A 17,627-nucleotide genomic window follows, 5' to 3' on the forward strand; every position below is an offset into this window, starting at 1 on the left:
GCGCCATGACGAAACCGAACGCGGACGAGGTCGTCCGGCTGGAGGTCGCGGCCGGGGTCGCCACCGTGCGGATCGACCGTCCCAAGATGAACGCGCTGAACGCCGAGATCCAGCGACGGATCGGTTCGCTGGCCCTGGAGTGCGGCGACCGGGACGACATCGCCGCGGTGGTGCTGACCGGGGGAGACCGGGTGTTCGCCGCCGGAGCCGACATCAAGGAGATGGCGGAGCTGAGCCATGCCGACATGGTGGCCCACAGCCGTACTCTGCAGGCCGCGTTCACCGCGGTGGCCCGGATCCCCAAGCCGGTGGTGGCCGCCATCAATGGCTATGCCCTCGGTGGCGGCTGCGAGCTGGCGCTGTGTGCCGACCTGCGGATCGCCGCCGACGACGCGACGCTGGGTCAACCCGAGATCAAGCTCGGCATCATCCCCGGCGCCGGTGGCACCCAGCGGCTGACCCGGTTGGTCGGGCCGAGCCGCGCCAAGGACCTGATCATGACCGGCCGGTTCGTCTCGGCGGCCGAGGCGCTGGCCATCGGGCTGGTCGACCGGGTGGTCCCCGCCGACGAGGTCCTCCCCACCGCGATGGCCTGGGCCCGGCAGTTCGTCGGCGGGCCGGCGCTGGCGCTGCGGGCGGCCAAGGAATGCGTCGACCGGGGCGGATCGGTCGATCTGGACACCGGTCTGGAGATCGAGCGACAGCAGTTCGCCGCGCTGTTCGCGACCGACGACCGGCGGATCGGGATGGCCTCGTTCGTGGAGCGCGGTCCCGGTCAGGCCGAGTTCACGGGACACTAGGGACGGCTGCGCCGGTGCTGACGGTGCGATAAGTTACCGACGAGTAATATCGAGGTCGGACCAACGAGGGTGACCTGTCCGGTCGCCCGCGAGAGGATGCGGGAGCCATGAAGATCGTCGTGCTCGTCAAGTACGTACCCGACGCCACCGGCGAGCGGGGGTTCGCCGCCGATCACACCGTGGACCGGGGCGCCGTCGACGGCCTGCTGTCCGAGCTGGACGAGTACGCCATCGAGCAGGCGCTGCGGATCGCCGACGACGGCGACGACGTCGAGGTGGTCGCGCTCACGCTCGGCCCGGACGACGCGGCCGACGCCATCAAGCGGACCCTGCAGATGGGCGCTCATGCGGGCATCCACGTCCTCGACGACGCGGTCCACGGCTCGGACGCGCTCGGCACCAGCACCATCCTGGCCGCGGCCATCACCCGGGCCGCACCGGATCTGGTGGTCTGCGGGATGGCGTCGACCGACGCCGCGATGGGCGTGCTGCCCGCCATGCTGGCCGAGCGGCTGGGCTGGCCGGCGCTCACCTTCGGGTCATCGGTCGAGCTCGACGGCGCCACCGTGCGGATCCGTCGCGACGGCGACCTGGCCAGCCAGGTGGTCGAAGCCCAGCTGCCCGCCGTCGTCAGCGTCACCGACCAGTCGGGCGAGGCGCGCTATCCGTCGATGAAGGGGATCCTGGCGGCGAAGAAGAAGCCGGTCGACCAGTGGAGCCTCGCCGACCTCGGCGTGGACCCGGCCGGTGTCGGCCTCGCCGCCGCCTGGACCACGGTGCTCGACACCACCCCCCGTCCACCCAAGCAGGCAGGTCGCGTGGTCCCCGATGAGGACGGCTCCGGTGCCGCCGCACTGGTCGACTTCCTGTCCGCCGGCAAGTACGTCTAGGAGAACCGTCATGACTGAAGTTGTCGTCCTGGTCGAACAGCTCGACGGCGTGGTCGCCAAGCCCACGCTCGAGCTCCTCACCCTGGCTCGCCGCATCGGCGACCCGGTCGCCGTGGTCCTCGGACCTGGGGCGGAGGCCGCCGCCGCCACGCTCGGGGACTACGGCGCCGTCCGGGTGCTGTCCGCGGTGGACCCCGCTTTCGACGAGTTCCTCGTCGCTCCCAAGGTGGACGCCCTGGCCCAGGTCGTGGCCTCGGTGTCCCCGGCGGCCGTGCTGGTCACCTCGACGCTGGAGAGCAAGGAGATCGCCGCCCGGCTCGCGGTCCGGCTCGGTTCGGGCCTCATCACCGACGCCACCGACGTGCACGCCGACGGCTCCACCGTCCAGACCGTCTTCGCCGGCAGCTACAGCGTGCACGCCGCGGTGGTCACCGGGGTCAGCGTCATCACCGTCAAGCCGAACGCCGTGGCCCCGGAGAAGGCGCCGGCCGCGGCCGCCGTCGAAGAGCTCGCCGTCACGGTCGCCGACAGCTCGCGGACCGCCCGGATCGTTCGCAGCGAGCCCAAGAGGGCCAGCGGCCGGCCGGCCCTGACCGAGGCGGCGATCGTGGTCTCCGGCGGGCGCGGTACCGGCGGCAGCTTCGAGCCGGTGGAGGCGTTGGCCGACGCCCTCGGCGCCGCCGTCGGTGCGTCCCGGGCCGCGGTGGACTCCGGCTGGTATCCGCACAGCTATCAGGTGGGCCAGACCGGCAAGACCGTGTCGCCCCAGCTCTACGTCGCCGCCGGCATCTCCGGTGCGATCCAGCACCGGGCGGGGATGCAGACGTCAAAGGCGATCGTGGCCGTCAACAAGGACCCGGAGGCGCCGATCTTCGCGCTCGCCGATCTCGGCGTCGTGGGTGACCTGCACACCGTGCTGCCCGCCGTGGCGGCCGAGATCGCGGCGCGCAAGGGCTGACGGGGCAGAGAATGGCGCTATGACCCGTACCTATCTCGACCACGCCGCGACCACCCCGATGGTGCCGGCGGCCATCGAAGCGGTGACTCGCGAGCTGACCCGGGTCGGCAACGCCTCGTCGCAGCACGGGTCGGGCCGGGCGGCGCGTCGGGTGGTGGAGGAGTCCCGGGAGGAGATCGCGGCCTGTCTGGGTGCCCGTCCGGGGGAGGTGGTGTTCACCGGCGGTGGCACCGAGGCCGACAACCAGGCGATCAAGGGCGCGTTCTGGACCTCTCGGGCCGCCGATCCACGACGGCGCGGGGTGGCCATCAGCACGGTCGAGCACCACGCCGTGCTGGACACCGTCAGTTGGCTGCAGCGCAGCGAGGACGCCGTCGTGCACCGATGGGAGGTGGACACCACGGGCCGGGTCCGGCTCGACCGGGCGCCCGAGCCCGAGCCGGGCACCCTCGCCCTCGCCTCGGTGATGTGGGCCAACAACGAGGTCGGGACCATCCAGCCGGTCGCCGAGATCGCTGCCTGGGCCCGGGCGCAGGGGGCGCTCAGCCACTCCGACGCCGTCCAGGCCGTCGGGCACGTGCCGGTGGACTTCGCCGCGAGCGGGCTGGATCTGCTGTCCTGCACCGCACACAAGCTCGGCGGACCGTACGGGATCGGCGCGCTGCTGGCCCGGCGGGAGGCACCCCTGACCCCCCTGCTGCACGGCGGTGGGCAGGAGCGCGACCTCCGCTCCGGCACCCTGGCCGTGGCCAACGTCGCTGGGTTCGCCGCCGCGGTGCGCACCGCCGTGGCCGAGCTGGACCGCGAGGCGACCCGGGTGCGTGGCCTGCGGCAGCGACTGGTGAGCGGCGTCCTCGCCGCGGTGCCGGACGTACGACTGCACGGCCCGGCGGATGAGGCGGCGACGCTGCCCGGGGTCGTCAACCTCGAGCTGAGCGGGGTCGAGGCTGACAACGTGTTGATGCTGCTCGACGCCGCCGGCATCGACTGCTCCACCGGCTCGGCCTGCTCGGCCGGGGTGTCCCAGGCCAGCCATGTGCTCGAGGCGATGGGCCTCTCGTTCGCCGCCGCCCGCAGCTGCCTGCGGTTCTCCCTCGGTCACACCAGCACCGACGAGGACGTCCAGCGGCTGCTGGCCGCACTGCCCGAGGCCGTGTCGCGGGCCCGGCTGGCCGGCGTCGGCGGCTGACGCTCCGCTCCGGCCGTGGTGCGGGCGTTCGTCGGCGAATACGGTCTCCAGCGCGCGGCGTGGGAAACTGGTCTGCGGTGCCGCGGATCGACCGAGCGCCGACCGCGCACGTCCAGCGCGTACGCAAGGAGGGTGACCATGAGGGTGCTAGCTGCCATGTCTGGCGGAGTCGACTCGGCGGTGGCCGCGGCGCGGGCCGTGGACGCCGGCCACGACGTGACCGGGGTGCACCTGGCCCTGTCCAAGAACCCGCAGTCCTTCCGTAGCGGCGCCCGTGGCTGTTGCTCCAAGGAGGACGCCCACGACGCCCGGCGGGCCGCCGACGTGCTGGGCATCCCGTTCTACGTCTGGGACCTGTCCGACCGGTTCGCCGCGGACGTGGTGGACGACTTCGTCGCCGAGTACGCGGCCGGACGTACGCCGAACCCCTGCCTGCGCTGCAACGAGAAGATCAAGTTCTCAGCGGTCCTCGACCGGGGCATCGCGCTCGGCTTCGACGCGGTCTGCACCGGCCACTACGCCCGCCTGGTCCGCACCGACTCCGGCGTCACCCTGCACCGGGCGGTCGACGCCGACAAGGACCAGTCCTACGTCCTCGGCGTGCTCGACGGCGACCAGCTGGCGCGGTCGTACTTCCCGCTTGGCGGCTCGCCCAAGTCCGAGGTCCGGGCCGAGGCCGAGCGTCGCGGTCTGGCGGTGGCCGATAAGCCGGACAGCCACGACATCTGCTTCATCCCCGACGGGGACACGGCCGGCTTTCTGGCTGGACGGCTCGGCGAGCGCCCCGGCGACATCGTCGACGCCGACGGCACCAAGGTCGGCGAGCACTCGGGCTCGCATCAGTTCACCATCGGCCAGCGCCGTGGACTGCGGCTCGGCGTTCCCGCCGGGGACGGGCGGCCGCGGTACGTGCTGGACATCTCCCCGGTGAACAACACCGTCACCGTGGGACCGTCCGAGGCGCTCGCCGTCCGCCGGATCGAGGCACTGCGGCCGACCTGGACGGTGTCGCCACCGCCCGGCCCGTGGCGCGGCCTGGTCCAGGTCCGGGCCCACGGCGAGCCGATGCCGGCCACGGTGCACGCCGGCTCCGACACGGTGGTGGTCGAGCTGGAGACCGCGGCCACCGGCATCGCCCCCGGGCAGGCGGTGGTGGTCTACGACGGCGACCGGGTCCTGGGCAGTGCGACGATCGCGTCGTCCGCCGCATGAGCGCCGAGCTGGCGCCGGTCCGCTCCAGCGGGATCGGCTCCTGGCCGGGCGACGACCTGGCCGATGCGCTGAAGATCGCCTTCGCCGAATGCCCCGAGCTGCCGTACCTGCCCGAGCTGCCGGCTCGCGGTGCCGCCGCCCAGATGATCGGCCGGACCACCGCGGTGCTGTCCGGCCTCGCCGTCGACCTCCAACCCGCCGGCTGGCGACTGACCGACGCCTCGGGACGTGACCACCGGGCCGCCCGGGCCCTGCTGCGTCAGGACCTCGACGTGCTGGAGGAGCTGGCCCAGGGCTACGCGGGACTGTTCAAGGTGTCGTTCACCGGTCCCTGGACGCTGGCGGCGAGCATGGAGCGCCCGCGCGGCGACCGGGTGCTGGCCGATCACGGCGCCCGCCGCGAGCTCGCTCAGAGCCTCTCTGAAGGCCTCGTCGACCTGGTGACCGAGCTCGGCCGTCGGCTCCCCGACCTCCGGCTGGTGGTGCAGCTGGACGAGCCGCTGCTGCCCTCGGTGCTGGTCGGCGGCATCCGTACGGCCAGTGGCTTCTCCCGCCACCGCTCGGTCTCCGGTCCTGCGATCGGCGACAGTGTCCAAGCGCTGGTCGACCAGCTCGGCGACGTACCGCTGGTGATCCACTGCTGTGCCGCCGGGTTCCCGATCCGGCTGCTGGCCCGCTCCGGCGTCCGCGGGCTGGCCGTCGACGTCGACGCGCTTTCCAGCGGGGACTGGGACGCGATCGGTGAGGCGATGGAGCAAGGACTCTGGCTGGGGGCCGGGGCGTTGCCCACCAGCGGCGACCCGCTATCGCCCGACGACGTGGCGCGGCGGGTGCTCGGCCCGGTCCGCGATCTCGGACTGGACCCCGAGATCGCCTCCCAGATGGTGCTGACACCGGCCTGCGGGCTGGCCGGGTCCGAGACCGCAGCAGCAGTGCGGGCGCTGCGAACGGTGCGTACCGCGGCCGGCATCGTCAGCGAACAGCTCGCGGACTGAGCCCGTCCGTGGTCCCCGCCCGGGTGGCCGGTCCGTGGTCCCCGCCCGGGTGGCCGGTCCGTGGTCCCCGCCCGGGTGGCCGGGCGGCGGCTCTGCGGCGACGAGATCTTGTCGGTGGTGCTCGATAGTGTGAGCAGGTGACCGAGCAGAACGAAGATCTGTCGAGTGCCGGGGATCTGTCGAGTGCCGGGGACCTGCCACTGGCCCCGCCCGGAGTGGAGCTGGCCGAGCCCGACGAGACAACCAAGGAGCGGCACGCAGCACTGGCCGACGAGCTCAACCAGCACCGCTGGCGCTATCACGTGCTGGATGCCCCGACCATCTCCGACGGCGAGTACGACGCCCTGATCCGGACCCTGACCGAGATCGAGGACCAATACCCCTCGCTGCGGACTCCCGACTCGCCGACCCAGCAGGTGGGCGGGGCACCGTCGACCACCTTCGCCGCGGTCGAGCATCTGCAGCGGCTGATGAGCCTGGACAACGCGTTCAGCCGAGACGAGCTGGAGAGGTGGGCCCAGCGGGCGGTCCGCGAGCTGGGTGCCGCCCAGATCGAGCGCTCCGGCTTTCTGTGTGAGCTCAAGGTCGACGGCCTGGCCATCGACCTGGTCTATGAGTCGGGCCGGTTGGTCCGCGCAGCCACCCGCGGCGACGGACGGGTGGGGGAGGACGTCACCGCCAACATCCGCACCATCGAAGCCATCCCCGACCGGCTGAGCGGCGACGATCTGCCCACCCTGCTCGAGGTCCGCGGCGAGGTCTACTTCGCGGTGGAGGAGTTCCGGGCGCTGAACGAGTCGCTGGTGGCCGACGGCAAGGCGCCGTTCGCCAACCCGCGCAACGCCGCCGCAGGGTCGCTGCGGCAGAAAGACCCGCGGGTCACTGCGTCGCGCCGGCTGGGCTTCGTCAGCCACGGTGTCGGCGTCGTGGAGGGATACGCCGCCGACCGGCTGTCCGAGCTCTACGTCGCGCTCGAGGCCTGGGGGATCCCGGTCAGCCCGCACCGCACGGTGGTCCCCGACCTGGACGGGGTCTGGACCTACATCGAGCACTTCCGCGAGCACCGGCACTCCGTCGTGCACGAGATCGACGGAGTCGTGGTCAAGCTCGATCAGCGGCAGGTGCAGGACCAGCTCGGCTCCACCTCCCGCGCGCCCCGCTGGGCGATCGCCTTCAAATACCCGCCGGAGGAGGTCACCACCAAGCTGCTGGACATCCAGGTCAACGTCGGCAGGACCGGACGGGTGACGCCGTTCGGGGTGATGGATCCGGTGCTGGTCGCCGGATCGACCGTCGGGATGGCCACGCTGCACAACGCCAGCGAGGTGGTCCGCAAGGGCGTCCTGATTGGCGACACGGTGGTGCTGCGCAAGGCGGGCGACGTGATCCCCGAGATCGTCGGCCCGGTCGTCGACCTGCGGACCGGCGATGAGCGGGCGTTCGTGATGCCGACCAGCTGCCCGGCCTGCGGCACCCCACTGCGGCCGGAGAAGGAGGGCGACGCAGACATCCGCTGCCCCAACCAGCGGTCCTGCCCCGCGCAGCTGCGGGAGCGGCTGTTCCACCTGGCCAGCCGGCAGGCGCTCGACATCGAGGTGCTCGGTGAGTCCGCGGCCCAGGCGATCATCGCGGCCGGGCTGATCGAGGACGAGGGCGACCTGTTCTCGCTGACCGAGGAGCAGCTGCGCAGCACAGCCTTCTTCACCACCAAGAGCGGGACGCTGTCGGCCAACGGCCGCAAGCTGCTGACCAACCTGGAGGAGGCCAAGACCCGCCCGCTGGCCAAGTTCTTGGTGGCGCTGTCCATCCGGCATGTCGGCAAGGGCGTCGCACCGGACCTCGCCGCCGCCTTCGGCGACATCGACAAGCTGGCCGGCGCCTCGGTCGAGGAGCTCGCTGAGGTGGAGGGGGTCGGACAGACCCTGGCCGAGGCGATCTCTGACCACTTCGCCGAACCGTGGCGGGCCGAGATCGTACGCAAGTGGCAGGCGGCCGGCTGCGTGATGCGCGACGAACCGACCGAGACCCGCGACCCCACACTGGCCGGGCTCGCCATCGTGGTGACCGGCTCACTGCCCGGCTTCACCCGCGACTCCGCGGCGGAGGCGATCACCAGCCGCGGCGGCAAGGTGGCCGGCTCGGTGTCGAAGAAGACCTCGTTCGTGGTGGTGGGGGAGTCCCCGGGCTCGAAGTACGACAAGGCCGTTGAGCTGAAGGTACCGATCCTCGACGCCGACGGCTTTGCCGCGCTGCTGGACGAGGGTCCCGACGCCGCCACTGCGTTGGCCACGGTCGGCGGCGGCACCGAGGCTGGCTGAGGTCCGCACGGTCGCCGGGGATTTCTCGAGGACGCGGGCGCCTCTCTCAGTCGTCTGACGACAGCGATTCGATGGGCGTGATGGTGGGGAGATAGACCAGCGCGTCGAAGCTGACGGGCATGGCCGGCAGCTCGACGTAGTGCTTGGCGTCCTCGGCGGGGTGATAGACACCCGAGATGAGCCTGGTGGACCAGGAGCGTTGCAACTGGTCCGTGATCGCTGCTGGCAGCGGCGTGCGCAGGTCGATGGTGAGCGCACTGCGCCGGTCAGCGAACTGTCCCTCGATGGAGTCGGCCCGTGCGGTCGGGATGGTGGCTCCCGGGATTCGGCCGTGACCGAAGGTGATGTGGACGGCCAGGTAACGACTCCCCAGGGCGCTTCTCAGGTGAGCCCCGAGCATGGGGCCGGGGTGCGCCGCAACGTGGGCACTGCCCTCCCACAACACGATGCGGTCCCCGGTGCGGCGGTGGTGGTTCAGCAGCCGGTCGGCCGCGGCGCGCTCTTCGTGGGCCGGGTCGTGGCCGACGCCGATCGCGTTGGCGTGGAAGTCGACGACGGTGTCGAGGAGGTCCACCGCGGTGTCCCGCTCGGCGCTGGGATGGAGGTCCGCCGCGATGGCGCGAGCGGACCGTGCCAGTTCGACGAACGGCGTGCCTGGGTGGGTGCCACGTGCACGCAGGACGTGCTCACCGCTGCGGTGGGCGACCCGGATGACATCGAGCTTTGCTTGGACCTGTGCGGTCGCGCGTGCATCGAGACCGGCGAGCAGGTCGATGATGCGGTCGTAGTCGGCCGACAGGACCCGCGAGCCGGCGGCGCCGATGATGCGGACCGCCGCTCCGGTTCGGCTGCGGTTGTGCTCGCGCAGCCGGACGAGCACGTCCCGCAGCTCTGCGACCTGCCACGGCCCCCACGCTTGGGCGAGCGCCTGGTCCACATCGATGTCCTCGCCGTTGACGAATCGGTCATAGCGGTCGGCGACGCGCGGATTGTCCAGCAGGGCGATCGTGGTGAACCCCTGTTGGAGGAGCAGCCAGGTGGTGTCGGCGACGACCCCGAACGTCTCATGTGCCGCGCGCGTGCCCACGCCCAAGCCGACGATCACCGCGTTCCGCGCGGCGGCGGCGATCACCTCGGGCCGTACGCCGCCAGGCTGGCTGGCGAACCAGGCGGCGAGGGGACGAGCAGAGGGCGGATCGGTGACTGGTTGACGGGTCATGCCACCAGGCTCAGCCTTCAACCTAAGGTGAAGTCAAGGCCAGCGGTCACGTTCCCGGGCGGCCCTCAGCGCCGAGTGCGGCGCCCAGCTCGCAGAGCTTGGTGCCCGTGCCGAGCGCGTCCAGGCGTGTCTTGAGGCCGGCGACCCGCTGCTCGGCCTCAGCCACGATCTGACGGGCTATCGGACCCCAGTCCTGTGGTCCCGGGTCCGCGGGCAGCGCCGAGAACAGCGCGGCGATCTCGCGTACGGTCAGCCCGACCCGCTGGGCGAGCTTGGCGACCTGGATCCGGCAGACCGCGGACTCGTCGAAACGGCGCTGGTTGCCCGAGGTGCGCACCGCGGTGATGACGCCGTGCTTCTCATAGAACCGGACAGCCGACGGTGCGACGCCGCTCTGGGCGGCGACCTGGCTGACGGTGGCTGCGGCCACGGCTGGGCCGGCGGAATGCGAGATGGTCGCTGTCATGTCTGCCTACGGTAGTGAAGGAATCTGCTTGACCTCAACATATGTTCAACCCGCAGCCTGCTGTGTATGAGCACATCGACATCCCATTCCACGCACCCAGCCACCACCGCCGAGGCTCCGACCAGACGGGTCGCGGTCGTCACCGCCAGCGTCCGGGAACCACGATTGGGACCGACGATCGCGAACTGGGTCATCGCAACCTTGAGCCAGGTCGATGTCGGCGCTACCGGTGGGATCGAGGTTGACCTCATCGACCTGGCGGAGGTCACGCTGCCCGACGACAGCCAGCTGTATCCCGGGGGCGGGCCGAAGAGCGAGGTCGCCGGCCGGATCGAGGCCGCCGAGGCGTTCGTCTTCGTCACCCCCGAGTACAACCACTCCTATCCGGCCTCGCTCAAGCGCCTCCTCGACTGGCACTACGCCGAGTGGATGTTCAAGCCGGCCACCATCGTGGCGTACGGCGGCCAGGGCGGACATGCGGCCATCGAGCATCTCCGCGGTGTGCTGGCCGAGCTCAACATGGTCACCACTCGGCGCACCGTCGGCCTAGCCGCGCCGTGGGAGAACCCAGGCCGCGCAACCGACGAACGGGTGACCGGCCGGCTGGTCGGCGCGCTGGCCGAGCTGGTCTGGTGGGCCGATGTCCTCACCGGGGCGCGCACCACCCGGCCGTTCCTGAACTGAGGGACCTGCCGGCACGCCGCCAGGGCATCCGGCCCGCTGCCCTGGCCGGTCAGCGATGTACCCGCTGGCATCGATCGCGCTGCCGTGTTGGCCTGCACAGCGCAGCTCTGCAGTGTCAGGGAGACCGCGGGAAGAGTGGATCCCGGCTCCGTCAGCGCAACGATGCTCAGGCCGGTGACGGCGTGGGAGTCTCCCTCACTGCCGCATCGTCGACGTTGTCAGGTGCCGTCGGAGCTTTGAGAAAGATGATAAAGGCGGTGACGAGGATGGAGGCGATCAACGCAAATCCCGGCTTGAACCATTCCAAGGTCGCAAACGGGCCGCCAAGAGCGGCAATGTAGACCAGAAATGCTGCACCGGACAGGCAGATCTGGCGCCACGACTCGACGGCCCAGAATCTCCGGAGAAAGACGACCAGGAACACTACGGCCAGCGCCAACGAGATCCACAGGGCGGCGGCGAGGCCGTCGCCGGCGAAGACAGTGGCGGCCGCAGGCTCCAGCGCCGCGTACAGGGCGAACGCTTCGGCGGGGAAATACTTCAGCAGCTTTTCCTGCGGTTTGGGCTGGGCGACGACAGTCCCGTCAGCTCCGCGCATCCGCTCCGCATACACATTGCGATCCATGCCGGTTTCCCCCTGTTTCGGCGATGCTCTCTCGCCTGACCATGACATCGCTGCCGTTGCTGGGTCGCCGGCCTCACAAAGCGACACCAAATTGCAATCTGGCGGGACGTCGTGCTGGTGCTACCCGCAACATGGCGAGTCCGCCGACCGTGGTCCTGGTCCGGCTAGAGTTGCCGGGTGCCGAAGATCTTCAGCAACCTCAACCTCAACGGGTCCACACCGCCGCGGGTGCAGCCCGTGCTCGGCGACTGGGGCCCGGAGCTGGTGCCGACCACCCGGTCGAAGAAGCGGATGCGGATCTGGGTCTCGCTGGCGCTGCTGGGCGCCATGCTGGCCGTGTTCGGCGTCGGCTGGTACATCTACTACCTGATGACCGGCAGCTGGGGCTTCGGCATCGGCGAGTGACCGCCCGCCGCGTAGCCACCCCTTGAGTGCTCACCCGCTGGGGTCAGGACAGCAGACCGATGCCGTCGGCCACCAGCAGGAACCGCAGCACCCGCCCTCCCAGCACAACCAGGGTGAACCACAGCACCCGCATCTGGGTCGCGCCGGCGAGCAACGCGACGGCATACAACGGGGGCAGCCCGATGACGGCGGCCAGGAAGACGATCGGCAGCCCCCAGCGCTTGGTCCCCACCAGCTGCAGCAGCGTACGGGCCAGGTTGCGGAACCACTGCCGGAACGGGCCGACCGTCCGGCTGCGGGCTGCCTGGCGGTGCCGTCGGACGAACTCGAACTCCTTGCCACCGCGGACGCTGTAGAACAGCAGCAGCTTGCCGACGGTCTGGCCGACCCCCACGCCCACGGCGACCGCCGTCGATCCAGCCACGGCCGAGACCTGGGACGCGATCACGTACGCCTCGGCGTTGGCGATGGGGATGACGGCGGAGAGAACGCCGAAACCGACCGAGGTAAGCAGGGCGACGACGTCCTGCCACGTCCATGCGGCGCTCACGCCGTCGAAGGTACCGGACCGCCTGAACCGTCAGGGGACCAGTGCCGCCAGGTGGTGCAACCGGGCGATCTCGGAGTCGAGGAACGGCGGGCCGCCGAGCCGGCCGATGACGATGCCCCGCTGACGGCTCAACGGGGTGACCACGACGGTGGACTCACCCCAGCCCGGGATCCATCCCGACTCCAGATCGACCCGGTGCACCACCTCATACGGCGCGAACCGCTTGATCAGGTCGACGTCGAGATCCGGGGCGTGCGAGGTGCCGGAGCTCATCCGGGCGGCGTCGACCACGGTGAGGTCCAACAGGGCCGCCCAGTGTGAGCGGAACACGACCGGGCAGAGCGACACCAGCGTCTCGGCGGCATGGTCGGGGTCGCTGGTCATCCGCTCCAGCGCCTCGAGGTCGGACTGCAGCCCACCGCCCTCCGGGTAGCGAGAGATCCACTCGACCCGGACCCCCTCGAGGTTGTGACAGGCGGTCACGATGGTCTCCGGCAGCTGACCTTGGGGGAGGTCGACGATGAAGTCGTCCACCACGATGTCGTCGCCCTTCTGGACGATCTCGACAGCGTTGATGTCGGCGCCGACCCGGCCCAGCGCGGTCGCCACCGCGCCCAGCGAGCCGGGCCGGTCTGGGAGAACCACGCGCATCAAGAACACGCGTCCATCCTGACCCATTCGCATTACCTTCGTGTTTCGACAGCCGGTATTGGGACAGGTGGTCCCGGTGCCGCAGCGGATAGGTTGCCGGTGTGCCTGCCTTCGAACCTTTCCGCGCCATCCGGTACGCCGCCACCGACCTGGACCCACTTGTCGCCCCGCCGTACGACGTCCTCTCCGACGCCGACGTGAGTGCGCTGCAGGCCCGCTCGCCGCACAACATCACCCACCTGGACGTCCCTGCAGGCGAGGAGGACCGGTACGCCCGGGCCGCCGCCCTGCTCACCCGGTGGATCGAGGACGGCGTCCTGGTCCGCGACCCGGAGCCGTCCTTCACCATCTATCGGATGCGGTTCCGCGACGACGCCGGCGTGCCGCGCGACATCGCCGGGGTGCTCGGGGGTCTGGAGGTGGTCGACGAGGGCGCGGGCGGTGTGCTGCCGCACGAGCGGACGACGCCGAAGGCCTCCACCGACCGCCTGGACCTCACCCGCGCCACGGCGGCCAACCTGTCACCGGTCTGGGGGCTGTCGCTGGCATCGGGGCTGACCGCCCTGCTGGCCGCCGAGGGCGAGCTGGTCGGGCGGGTCGTGGTGGACGGCGTCGAGCACCGGGTCGAGCGGGTCAGTGACCCGGACCGGATCGAGGCCATCCGCGCCCAGGTCGGCTCCGACGATGTGCTGATCGCGGACGGGCACCACCGCTACGGCATCAGCCGCACCTACCGCGACGAGGTGCGCCGGCTCAGCGGCCGCACCGACACCGCGGCGGAGCAGACCCTGACTTTCGTCAACGAGCTGGTCGCCGACCAGCTCAGCGTCGCCGCCATCCACCGCCTGGTCGCCGGGCTGGGCCTCGACGACCTGCGGCAGCTGCTGGCGACGAGGTTCGAGTTGGTGCAGACCGACCGGCCCACGGCGAACACGCTGGCCGCGATGGAGGCCGAGGGCTACCTGGTGCTGGTCGGCCCGGACGCCAGCTGGCGGCTGGTGCCCCGTGACGGTGCGTTCGACGGGGTCCGGTCGCTGGACGGCGCCTGGCTGGAGGCCACGCTGGCCGGCTCCGCCGCGACGGTGACCTATCAGCACGGCCTGGACGAGGTGCTCGCGGCCGTGGCTGCCGGACGGTGCACAGCAGCGGTGCTGATCCGACCGGTCAGCTTGGCCGAGATCGAGCGGACCGCCCGCGAGGGTCTGCTGATGCCACCCAAGTCGACGTTCTTCACCCCGAAGCTGCGGACCGGCTTCGTGGTCCGCCCGATCGACGGCTGAGGGGCGCCGACCGGCGCCACTAGGATGAGGCCGACAAGCGTTGCCGCAGAACAGAAAGTTGGAACATCGTGCCACTGAGTCCCCATGACGTCGCCGACCTGGCCAGACTGGCCCGGATCGAGCTCACGGCCGAGGAGCTGGAGCACCTGGCGCCGCAGCTGGACGTCATCTTGGAGTCCGTCGCCCACGTCGCCGACGTGGCCGCCGACGACATCCCGCCGACGTCGCACGCGCTGCCGCTGACCAATGTCTTCCGCCCCGACGTGGTGCAGCCGTCGCTGCCCCGCGAGGACGTCCTGGCCGGCGCCCCGGCCTCGGACCTCGACCGGTTCCGCGTCCCGCGGATCCTCGGTGACGGCTGATGAGCGCCGTGCTGCGGTCCACCGCCGTCGACCTGGCCGGTCGGATCGCCACCGGCGAGCTGACCTCGGTCGAGGTCACCCAGGCGCATCTGGACCAGATCGACGCGGTTGACGAGACGGTGCACGCCTTTCTGCATGTCGACGGGGACCGGGCGCTCGCCTCGGCGGCCGCCATCGACGCCCGGATCGCCGCGGGCGAGAAGCTCGGCCCGCTGGCCGGCGTCCCGCTGGCGCTGAAGGACGTCCTGACCTACACCGGCGCCCCCACCACCTGCGGATCGAAGATCCTGCAGGGGTGGTACCCGCCGTACAACGCCACGGTGACCCAGCGGCTGCTCGACGCCGACCTGGTGATCCTGGGCAAGACCAACCTGGACGAGTTCGCGATGGGATCGTCGACGGAGAACTCCGCCTACGGCCCGACCCGCAACCCGTGGGACACCAGCCGGATCCCCGGCGGCTCCGGCGGTGGCTCCGCCGCGGCACTGGCCGCCTTCGAGGCGCCGCTGGCCATCGGCACCGACACCGGCGGCTCGATCCGCCAGCCCGCCGCCGTCACCGGCACGGTCGGCGTCAAGCCGACCTACGGCGGCACCTCCCGCTACGGCCTGGTCGCCCTGGCCTCCAGCCTCGACCAGCCGGGCCCGTGCGCCCGCACGGTGCTCGACGCCGCCCTGCTGCATCAGGTCATCGCCGGCCACGACCCCCGCGACTCCACCTCGATCGACGCCCCGGTGCCCGACATCGTCGGCGCCGCGCGCTCCGGCGACGTGTCGGGGATGCGGATCGGGGTGGTCACCGAGCTCGGCGGCGAGGGGTACGCCCCCGGGGTGCAGCAGCGTTTCGACGAGTCCGTCGCCCTGCTGGCGTCGCTGGGGGCCGAGATCGTCGAGGTCTCGTGTCCGCACTTCGTCTATGCGCTGCCGGCCTACTACCTGATCCTGCCGAGCGAGGCCTCGTCCAACCTGGCCAAGTTCGACGCCATGCGGTTCGGCCTGCGGGTCGGTGACGACGGCACGCTCAGCGCCGAGCAGGTGATGGGGCTGACCCGCGAGGCCGGCTTCGGCGCCGAGGTGAAGCGCCGCATCATCATCGGCACCTACGCCTTGTCCAGTGGCTACTACGACGCCTACTACGGGCAGGCGCAGAAGGTTCGGACCCTGATCACCCGCGACTTCGACGCCGCCTTCGAGCAGGTCGACGTGCTCGTCTCCCCGTCCACGCCGATCACGGCGTTCCCGCTGGGGGAGCGGGTCGACGACCCGATGGCGATGTACATGAACGACCTGTGCACCATCCCGTCCAACCTGGCCGGCAACGCCAGCGCGTCGTTCCCGGTCGGACTGGCGCCCGAGGACGGACTGCCCGTCGGTCTGCAGGTGATGGCCCCGCCGCTGGCCGACGACCGGCTCTACCGGGTCGGTGCGGCGCTCGAGCGGGCGCTGGAGTCGAGCTGGGGCGGGTCGCTGCTGGACCAGATCCCCGAGCTCACCCGAGTTCCGACGCAACCGCAGGAGGTGGCCCGATGAGCGAGGCCGTGCTGACGTACGACCAGACGCTGGAGGCTTTCGACCCGGTTCTGGGTCTGGAGGTGCACGTCGAGCTGAACTCGGCGTCGAAGATGTTCTGTGGCTGCTCCACCGAGTTCGGCGCGGAGCCGAACACGCAGACCTGCCCGGTGTGCCTCGGGCTGCCCGGCGCGCTGCCGGTGGTGAACGCCAAGGCGATCGAGTCGGCCATCCGGATCGGGCTGGCGCTGAACTGCTCGATCGCACCGTGGTCACGGTTCGCGCGGAAGAACTACTTCTATCCCGACATGCCGAAGAACTACCAGATCTCCCAGTACGACGAGCCGATCGCCTTCGACGGCTGGACCGACGTGGAGGTCGACGGCGAGACGTACCGGGTCGAGATCGAGCGCGCCCACATGGAGGAGGACACCGGCAAGTCGCTGCACGTCGGCGGCGCCACCGGCCGGATCCACGGGGCGGACTACTCGCTGCTGGACTACAACCGTTCCGGCGTACCGCTGATCGAGATCGTCACCAAGCCGATCGAGGGCACCGGCGCCAAGGCGCCGCAGGTCGCCCGGGCCTACGTCCAGCTGCTGCGTGACCTGCTGCGGGCGCTGGGCGTCTCCGACGTACGGATGGAGCAGGGCTCGCTGCGCTGCGACGCCAACGTCTCGCTCCGGCCGCACGGTCAGGAGAAGTTCGGCACCCGGACCGAGACCAAGAACGTCAACTCGCTGCGCAGCGTGGAGCGGGCCATCCGCTACGAGATGACCCGGCACGCGGCAGTGCTCAGCTCCGGCGGCACCATCAAGCAGGAGACCCGGCACTGGCAGGAGGACTCCGGCACCACGACGTCGGGCCGGAGCAAGGAGGAGGCGGAGGACTACCGCTATTTCCCCGAGCCCGACCTGGTGCCGGTGGCGCCGAGCGCGGAGTGGATCGAGGAGCTGCGGGCCACCCTGCCGGAGCCGCCGGTGCAGCGGATGAAGCGGCTGGTGGCCGACTGGGGCTACTCCGAGCTGGAGATGCGCGACGTCATCAGCGCCGGCGCGGTGGACGTCATCGAGGCCACCGTGGCCGCCGGTGCCTCACCGCAGAGCGCTCGCAAGTGGTGGCTGACCGAGCTCGCCCGGCGGGCCAACGAGATCGGTGTCGACCTCGAGGACACCGGCGTCACCCCGGCCCAGGTGGCCGAGATCCAGGCGCTGGTCGAGACCGGCACGATCAACGACAAGCTCGCCCGCCAGGTGTTCGACGGCGTGATCGCCGGCGAGGGCACCCCGGCCGAGGTGATCGAGGCCCGCGGGCTGGCGGTGGTGTCCGACGACGGCGCCCTCGGGTCGGCCGTGGACGCCGCGATCGCCGCCAACCCGGACGTGGCGGCGAAGATCCGCGACGGCAAGGTGCAGGCCGCCGGTGCCTTGATCGGTGTGGTGATGAAGGAGCTCCGCGGCAAGGGCGATGCGGGTCGCATCCGCGAGCTCATCGTGGAGCGGTTGTCCTGACCCG

The 17,627-nt window shown here is 71.1% G+C and carries 18 protein-coding genes; 13 read left to right on the forward strand and 5 right to left on the reverse strand.

All coding sequences use genetic code 11. The features are described 5' to 3' along the window. Nucleotides 1–5 precede the first annotated feature (5 nt). The 7 genes from AC1XX3_RS12780 to ligA all read left to right on the forward strand — a co-directional run bounded on the left by AC1XX3_RS12780 (nucleotide 6) and on the right by ligA (nucleotide 8,362). Nucleotides 6–800 carry an enoyl-CoA hydratase/isomerase family protein gene (locus tag AC1XX3_RS12780; protein ID WP_483321522.1) on the forward strand — a complete coding sequence of 265 codons (795 nt, stop codon included), beginning with the start codon at nucleotides 6–8 and terminating at the stop codon, nucleotides 798–800. 107 nt (nucleotides 801–907) lie between these two features. Further along, the gene (locus AC1XX3_RS12785; protein WP_483321523.1) at nucleotides 908–1,690 is read left to right on the forward strand and encodes an electron transfer flavoprotein subunit beta/FixA family protein; all 783 of its coding nucleotides are present in this window, start codon (nucleotides 908–910) and stop codon (nucleotides 1,688–1,690) included. A gap of 10 nt (nucleotides 1,691–1,700) precedes the next feature. Next, nucleotides 1,701–2,648 carry an electron transfer flavoprotein subunit alpha/FixB family protein gene (locus AC1XX3_RS12790; RefSeq protein ID WP_483321524.1) on the forward strand — a complete coding sequence of 316 codons (948 nt, stop codon included), beginning with the start codon at nucleotides 1,701–1,703 and terminating at the stop codon, nucleotides 2,646–2,648. 19 nt (nucleotides 2,649–2,667) lie between these two features. Next, the gene (locus AC1XX3_RS12795; protein WP_483321525.1) at nucleotides 2,668–3,837 is read left to right on the forward strand and encodes a cysteine desulfurase family protein; all 1,170 of its coding nucleotides are present in this window, start codon (nucleotides 2,668–2,670) and stop codon (nucleotides 3,835–3,837) included. Nucleotides 3,838–3,975: 138 nt separating this feature from the next. Next, nucleotides 3,976–5,049 carry a tRNA 2-thiouridine(34) synthase MnmA gene (mnmA, locus tag AC1XX3_RS12800; RefSeq protein WP_483321526.1) on the forward strand — a complete coding sequence of 358 codons (1,074 nt, stop codon included), beginning with the start codon at nucleotides 3,976–3,978 and terminating at the stop codon, nucleotides 5,047–5,049. Beyond that, entirely contained in the window at nucleotides 5,046–6,044 is a 999-nt protein-coding gene (locus AC1XX3_RS12805) for a uroporphyrinogen decarboxylase/cobalamine-independent methonine synthase family protein (protein WP_483321527.1), read from the forward strand. Before mnmA ends, AC1XX3_RS12805 begins: the two co-directional genes overlap by 4 nt. Nucleotides 6,045–6,181: 137 nt before the next feature. Next, complete coding sequence (gene ligA, locus AC1XX3_RS12810; protein ID WP_483321528.1) at nucleotides 6,182–8,362, forward strand: NAD-dependent DNA ligase LigA; 2,181 nt, start codon at nucleotides 6,182–6,184, stop codon at nucleotides 8,360–8,362. 46 nt (nucleotides 8,363–8,408) lie between these two features. Here the strand turns inward: ligA and AC1XX3_RS12815 are convergent, their stop codons facing one another. Both AC1XX3_RS12815 and AC1XX3_RS12820 read right to left on the reverse strand, forming a co-directional pair. Next, the gene (locus AC1XX3_RS12815; RefSeq protein WP_483321529.1) at nucleotides 8,409–9,581 is read right to left on the reverse strand and encodes an erythromycin esterase family protein; all 1,173 of its coding nucleotides are present in this window, start codon (nucleotides 9,579–9,581) and stop codon (nucleotides 8,409–8,411) included. A 46-nt stretch (nucleotides 9,582–9,627) separates the two neighbouring features. Next, nucleotides 9,628–10,047, reverse strand: a complete 420-nt coding sequence (locus tag AC1XX3_RS12820) for a MerR family transcriptional regulator (RefSeq protein WP_483321530.1) — start codon at nucleotides 10,045–10,047, stop codon at nucleotides 9,628–9,630. 66 nt (nucleotides 10,048–10,113) lie between these two features. On the opposite strand from AC1XX3_RS12820, the gene AC1XX3_RS12825 reads away from it, so the two are divergent. Next, on the forward strand, nucleotides 10,114–10,731 hold the full coding sequence (locus AC1XX3_RS12825) for an NADPH-dependent FMN reductase (protein WP_483321531.1): 618 nt from the start codon (nucleotides 10,114–10,116) through the stop codon (nucleotides 10,729–10,731). 166 nt (nucleotides 10,732–10,897) lie between these two features. Here AC1XX3_RS12825 and AC1XX3_RS12830 read toward each other — a convergent pair whose 3' ends face one another. Beyond that, nucleotides 10,898–11,356, reverse strand: coding sequence for a hypothetical protein (locus AC1XX3_RS12830; RefSeq protein ID WP_483321532.1), 459 nt, complete (start codon nucleotides 11,354–11,356; stop codon nucleotides 10,898–10,900). Nucleotides 11,357–11,533: 177 nt separating this feature from the next. Between AC1XX3_RS12830 and AC1XX3_RS12835 the strand changes: the two genes are divergently transcribed. Continuing rightward, nucleotides 11,534–11,761, forward strand: coding sequence for a hypothetical protein (locus AC1XX3_RS12835; protein WP_483321533.1), 228 nt, complete (start codon nucleotides 11,534–11,536; stop codon nucleotides 11,759–11,761). Nucleotides 11,762–11,804: 43 nt separating this feature from the next. On the opposite strand, the gene AC1XX3_RS12840 is transcribed toward AC1XX3_RS12835, so the two are convergent. Together AC1XX3_RS12840 and AC1XX3_RS12845 are read right to left on the reverse strand one after the other, a co-directional pair. Next, nucleotides 11,805–12,311 carry a hypothetical protein gene (locus AC1XX3_RS12840; RefSeq protein ID WP_483321534.1) on the reverse strand — a complete coding sequence of 169 codons (507 nt, stop codon included), beginning with the start codon at nucleotides 12,309–12,311 and terminating at the stop codon, nucleotides 11,805–11,807. A 30-nt stretch (nucleotides 12,312–12,341) separates the two neighbouring features. Then, nucleotides 12,342–12,965: an ACT domain-containing protein gene (locus tag AC1XX3_RS12845; protein ID WP_483322100.1), complete on the reverse strand. Its 624-nt coding sequence runs from the start codon at nucleotides 12,963–12,965 to the stop codon at nucleotides 12,342–12,344. Nucleotides 12,966–13,063: 98 nt separating this feature from the next. Between AC1XX3_RS12845 and AC1XX3_RS12850 the strand changes: the two genes are divergently transcribed. From AC1XX3_RS12850 to gatB, 4 genes are all read left to right on the forward strand, one after another. Further along, nucleotides 13,064–14,242 carry a DUF1015 family protein gene (locus AC1XX3_RS12850; protein ID WP_483321535.1) on the forward strand — a complete coding sequence of 393 codons (1,179 nt, stop codon included), beginning with the start codon at nucleotides 13,064–13,066 and terminating at the stop codon, nucleotides 14,240–14,242. A 65-nt stretch (nucleotides 14,243–14,307) separates the two neighbouring features. Next, nucleotides 14,308–14,604 (forward strand): Asp-tRNA(Asn)/Glu-tRNA(Gln) amidotransferase subunit GatC, encoded by a 297-nt coding sequence (gatC, locus tag AC1XX3_RS12855; RefSeq protein WP_483322101.1) that lies wholly within the window; start codon nucleotides 14,308–14,310, stop codon nucleotides 14,602–14,604. After that, nucleotides 14,604–16,133: an Asp-tRNA(Asn)/Glu-tRNA(Gln) amidotransferase subunit GatA gene (gatA, locus tag AC1XX3_RS12860; RefSeq protein WP_483321536.1), complete on the forward strand. Its 1,530-nt coding sequence runs from the start codon at nucleotides 14,604–14,606 to the stop codon at nucleotides 16,131–16,133. Before gatC ends, gatA begins: the two co-directional genes overlap by 1 nt. Then, complete coding sequence (gene gatB / locus AC1XX3_RS12865; RefSeq protein WP_483321537.1) at nucleotides 16,130–17,623, forward strand: Asp-tRNA(Asn)/Glu-tRNA(Gln) amidotransferase subunit GatB; 1,494 nt, start codon at nucleotides 16,130–16,132, stop codon at nucleotides 17,621–17,623. Before gatA ends, gatB begins: the two co-directional genes overlap by 4 nt. Nucleotides 17,624–17,627: the final 4 nt, after the last annotated feature.

This window comes from Microlunatus sp. M237, assembly GCF_056896895.1.

Bases quoted from the DNA above. Each gene is read 5' to 3' on its own strand.
- gatA (WP_483321536.1), top strand. From the start codon at position 14,604: ATGAGCGCCGTGCTGCGGTCCACCGCCGTCGACCTGGCCGGTCGGATC.
- mnmA (WP_483321526.1), top strand. From the start codon at position 3,976: ATGAGGGTGCTAGCTGCCATGTCTGGCGGAGTCGACTCGGCGGTGGCC.
- gatB (WP_483321537.1), top strand. From the start codon at position 16,130: ATGAGCGAGGCCGTGCTGACGTACGACCAGACGCTGGAGGCTTTCGAC.
- AC1XX3_RS12795 (WP_483321525.1), top strand. From the start codon at position 2,668: ATGACCCGTACCTATCTCGACCACGCCGCGACCACCCCGATGGTGCCG.
- AC1XX3_RS12805 (WP_483321527.1), top strand. From the start codon at position 5,046: ATGAGCGCCGAGCTGGCGCCGGTCCGCTCCAGCGGGATCGGCTCCTGG.
- AC1XX3_RS12780 (WP_483321522.1), top strand. From the start codon at position 6: ATGACGAAACCGAACGCGGACGAGGTCGTCCGGCTGGAGGTCGCGGCC.
- AC1XX3_RS12820 (WP_483321530.1), bottom strand. From the start codon at position 10,047: ATGACAGCGACCATCTCGCATTCCGCCGGCCCAGCCGTGGCCGCAGCC.
- AC1XX3_RS12790 (WP_483321524.1), top strand. From the start codon at position 1,701: ATGACTGAAGTTGTCGTCCTGGTCGAACAGCTCGACGGCGTGGTCGCC.
- AC1XX3_RS12825 (WP_483321531.1), top strand. From the start codon at position 10,114: ATGAGCACATCGACATCCCATTCCACGCACCCAGCCACCACCGCCGAG.
- AC1XX3_RS12785 (WP_483321523.1), top strand. From the start codon at position 908: ATGAAGATCGTCGTGCTCGTCAAGTACGTACCCGACGCCACCGGCGAG.
- AC1XX3_RS12830 (WP_483321532.1), bottom strand. From the start codon at position 11,356: ATGGATCGCAATGTGTATGCGGAGCGGATGCGCGGAGCTGACGGGACT.
- AC1XX3_RS12815 (WP_483321529.1), bottom strand. From the start codon at position 9,581: ATGACCCGTCAACCAGTCACCGATCCGCCCTCTGCTCGTCCCCTCGCC.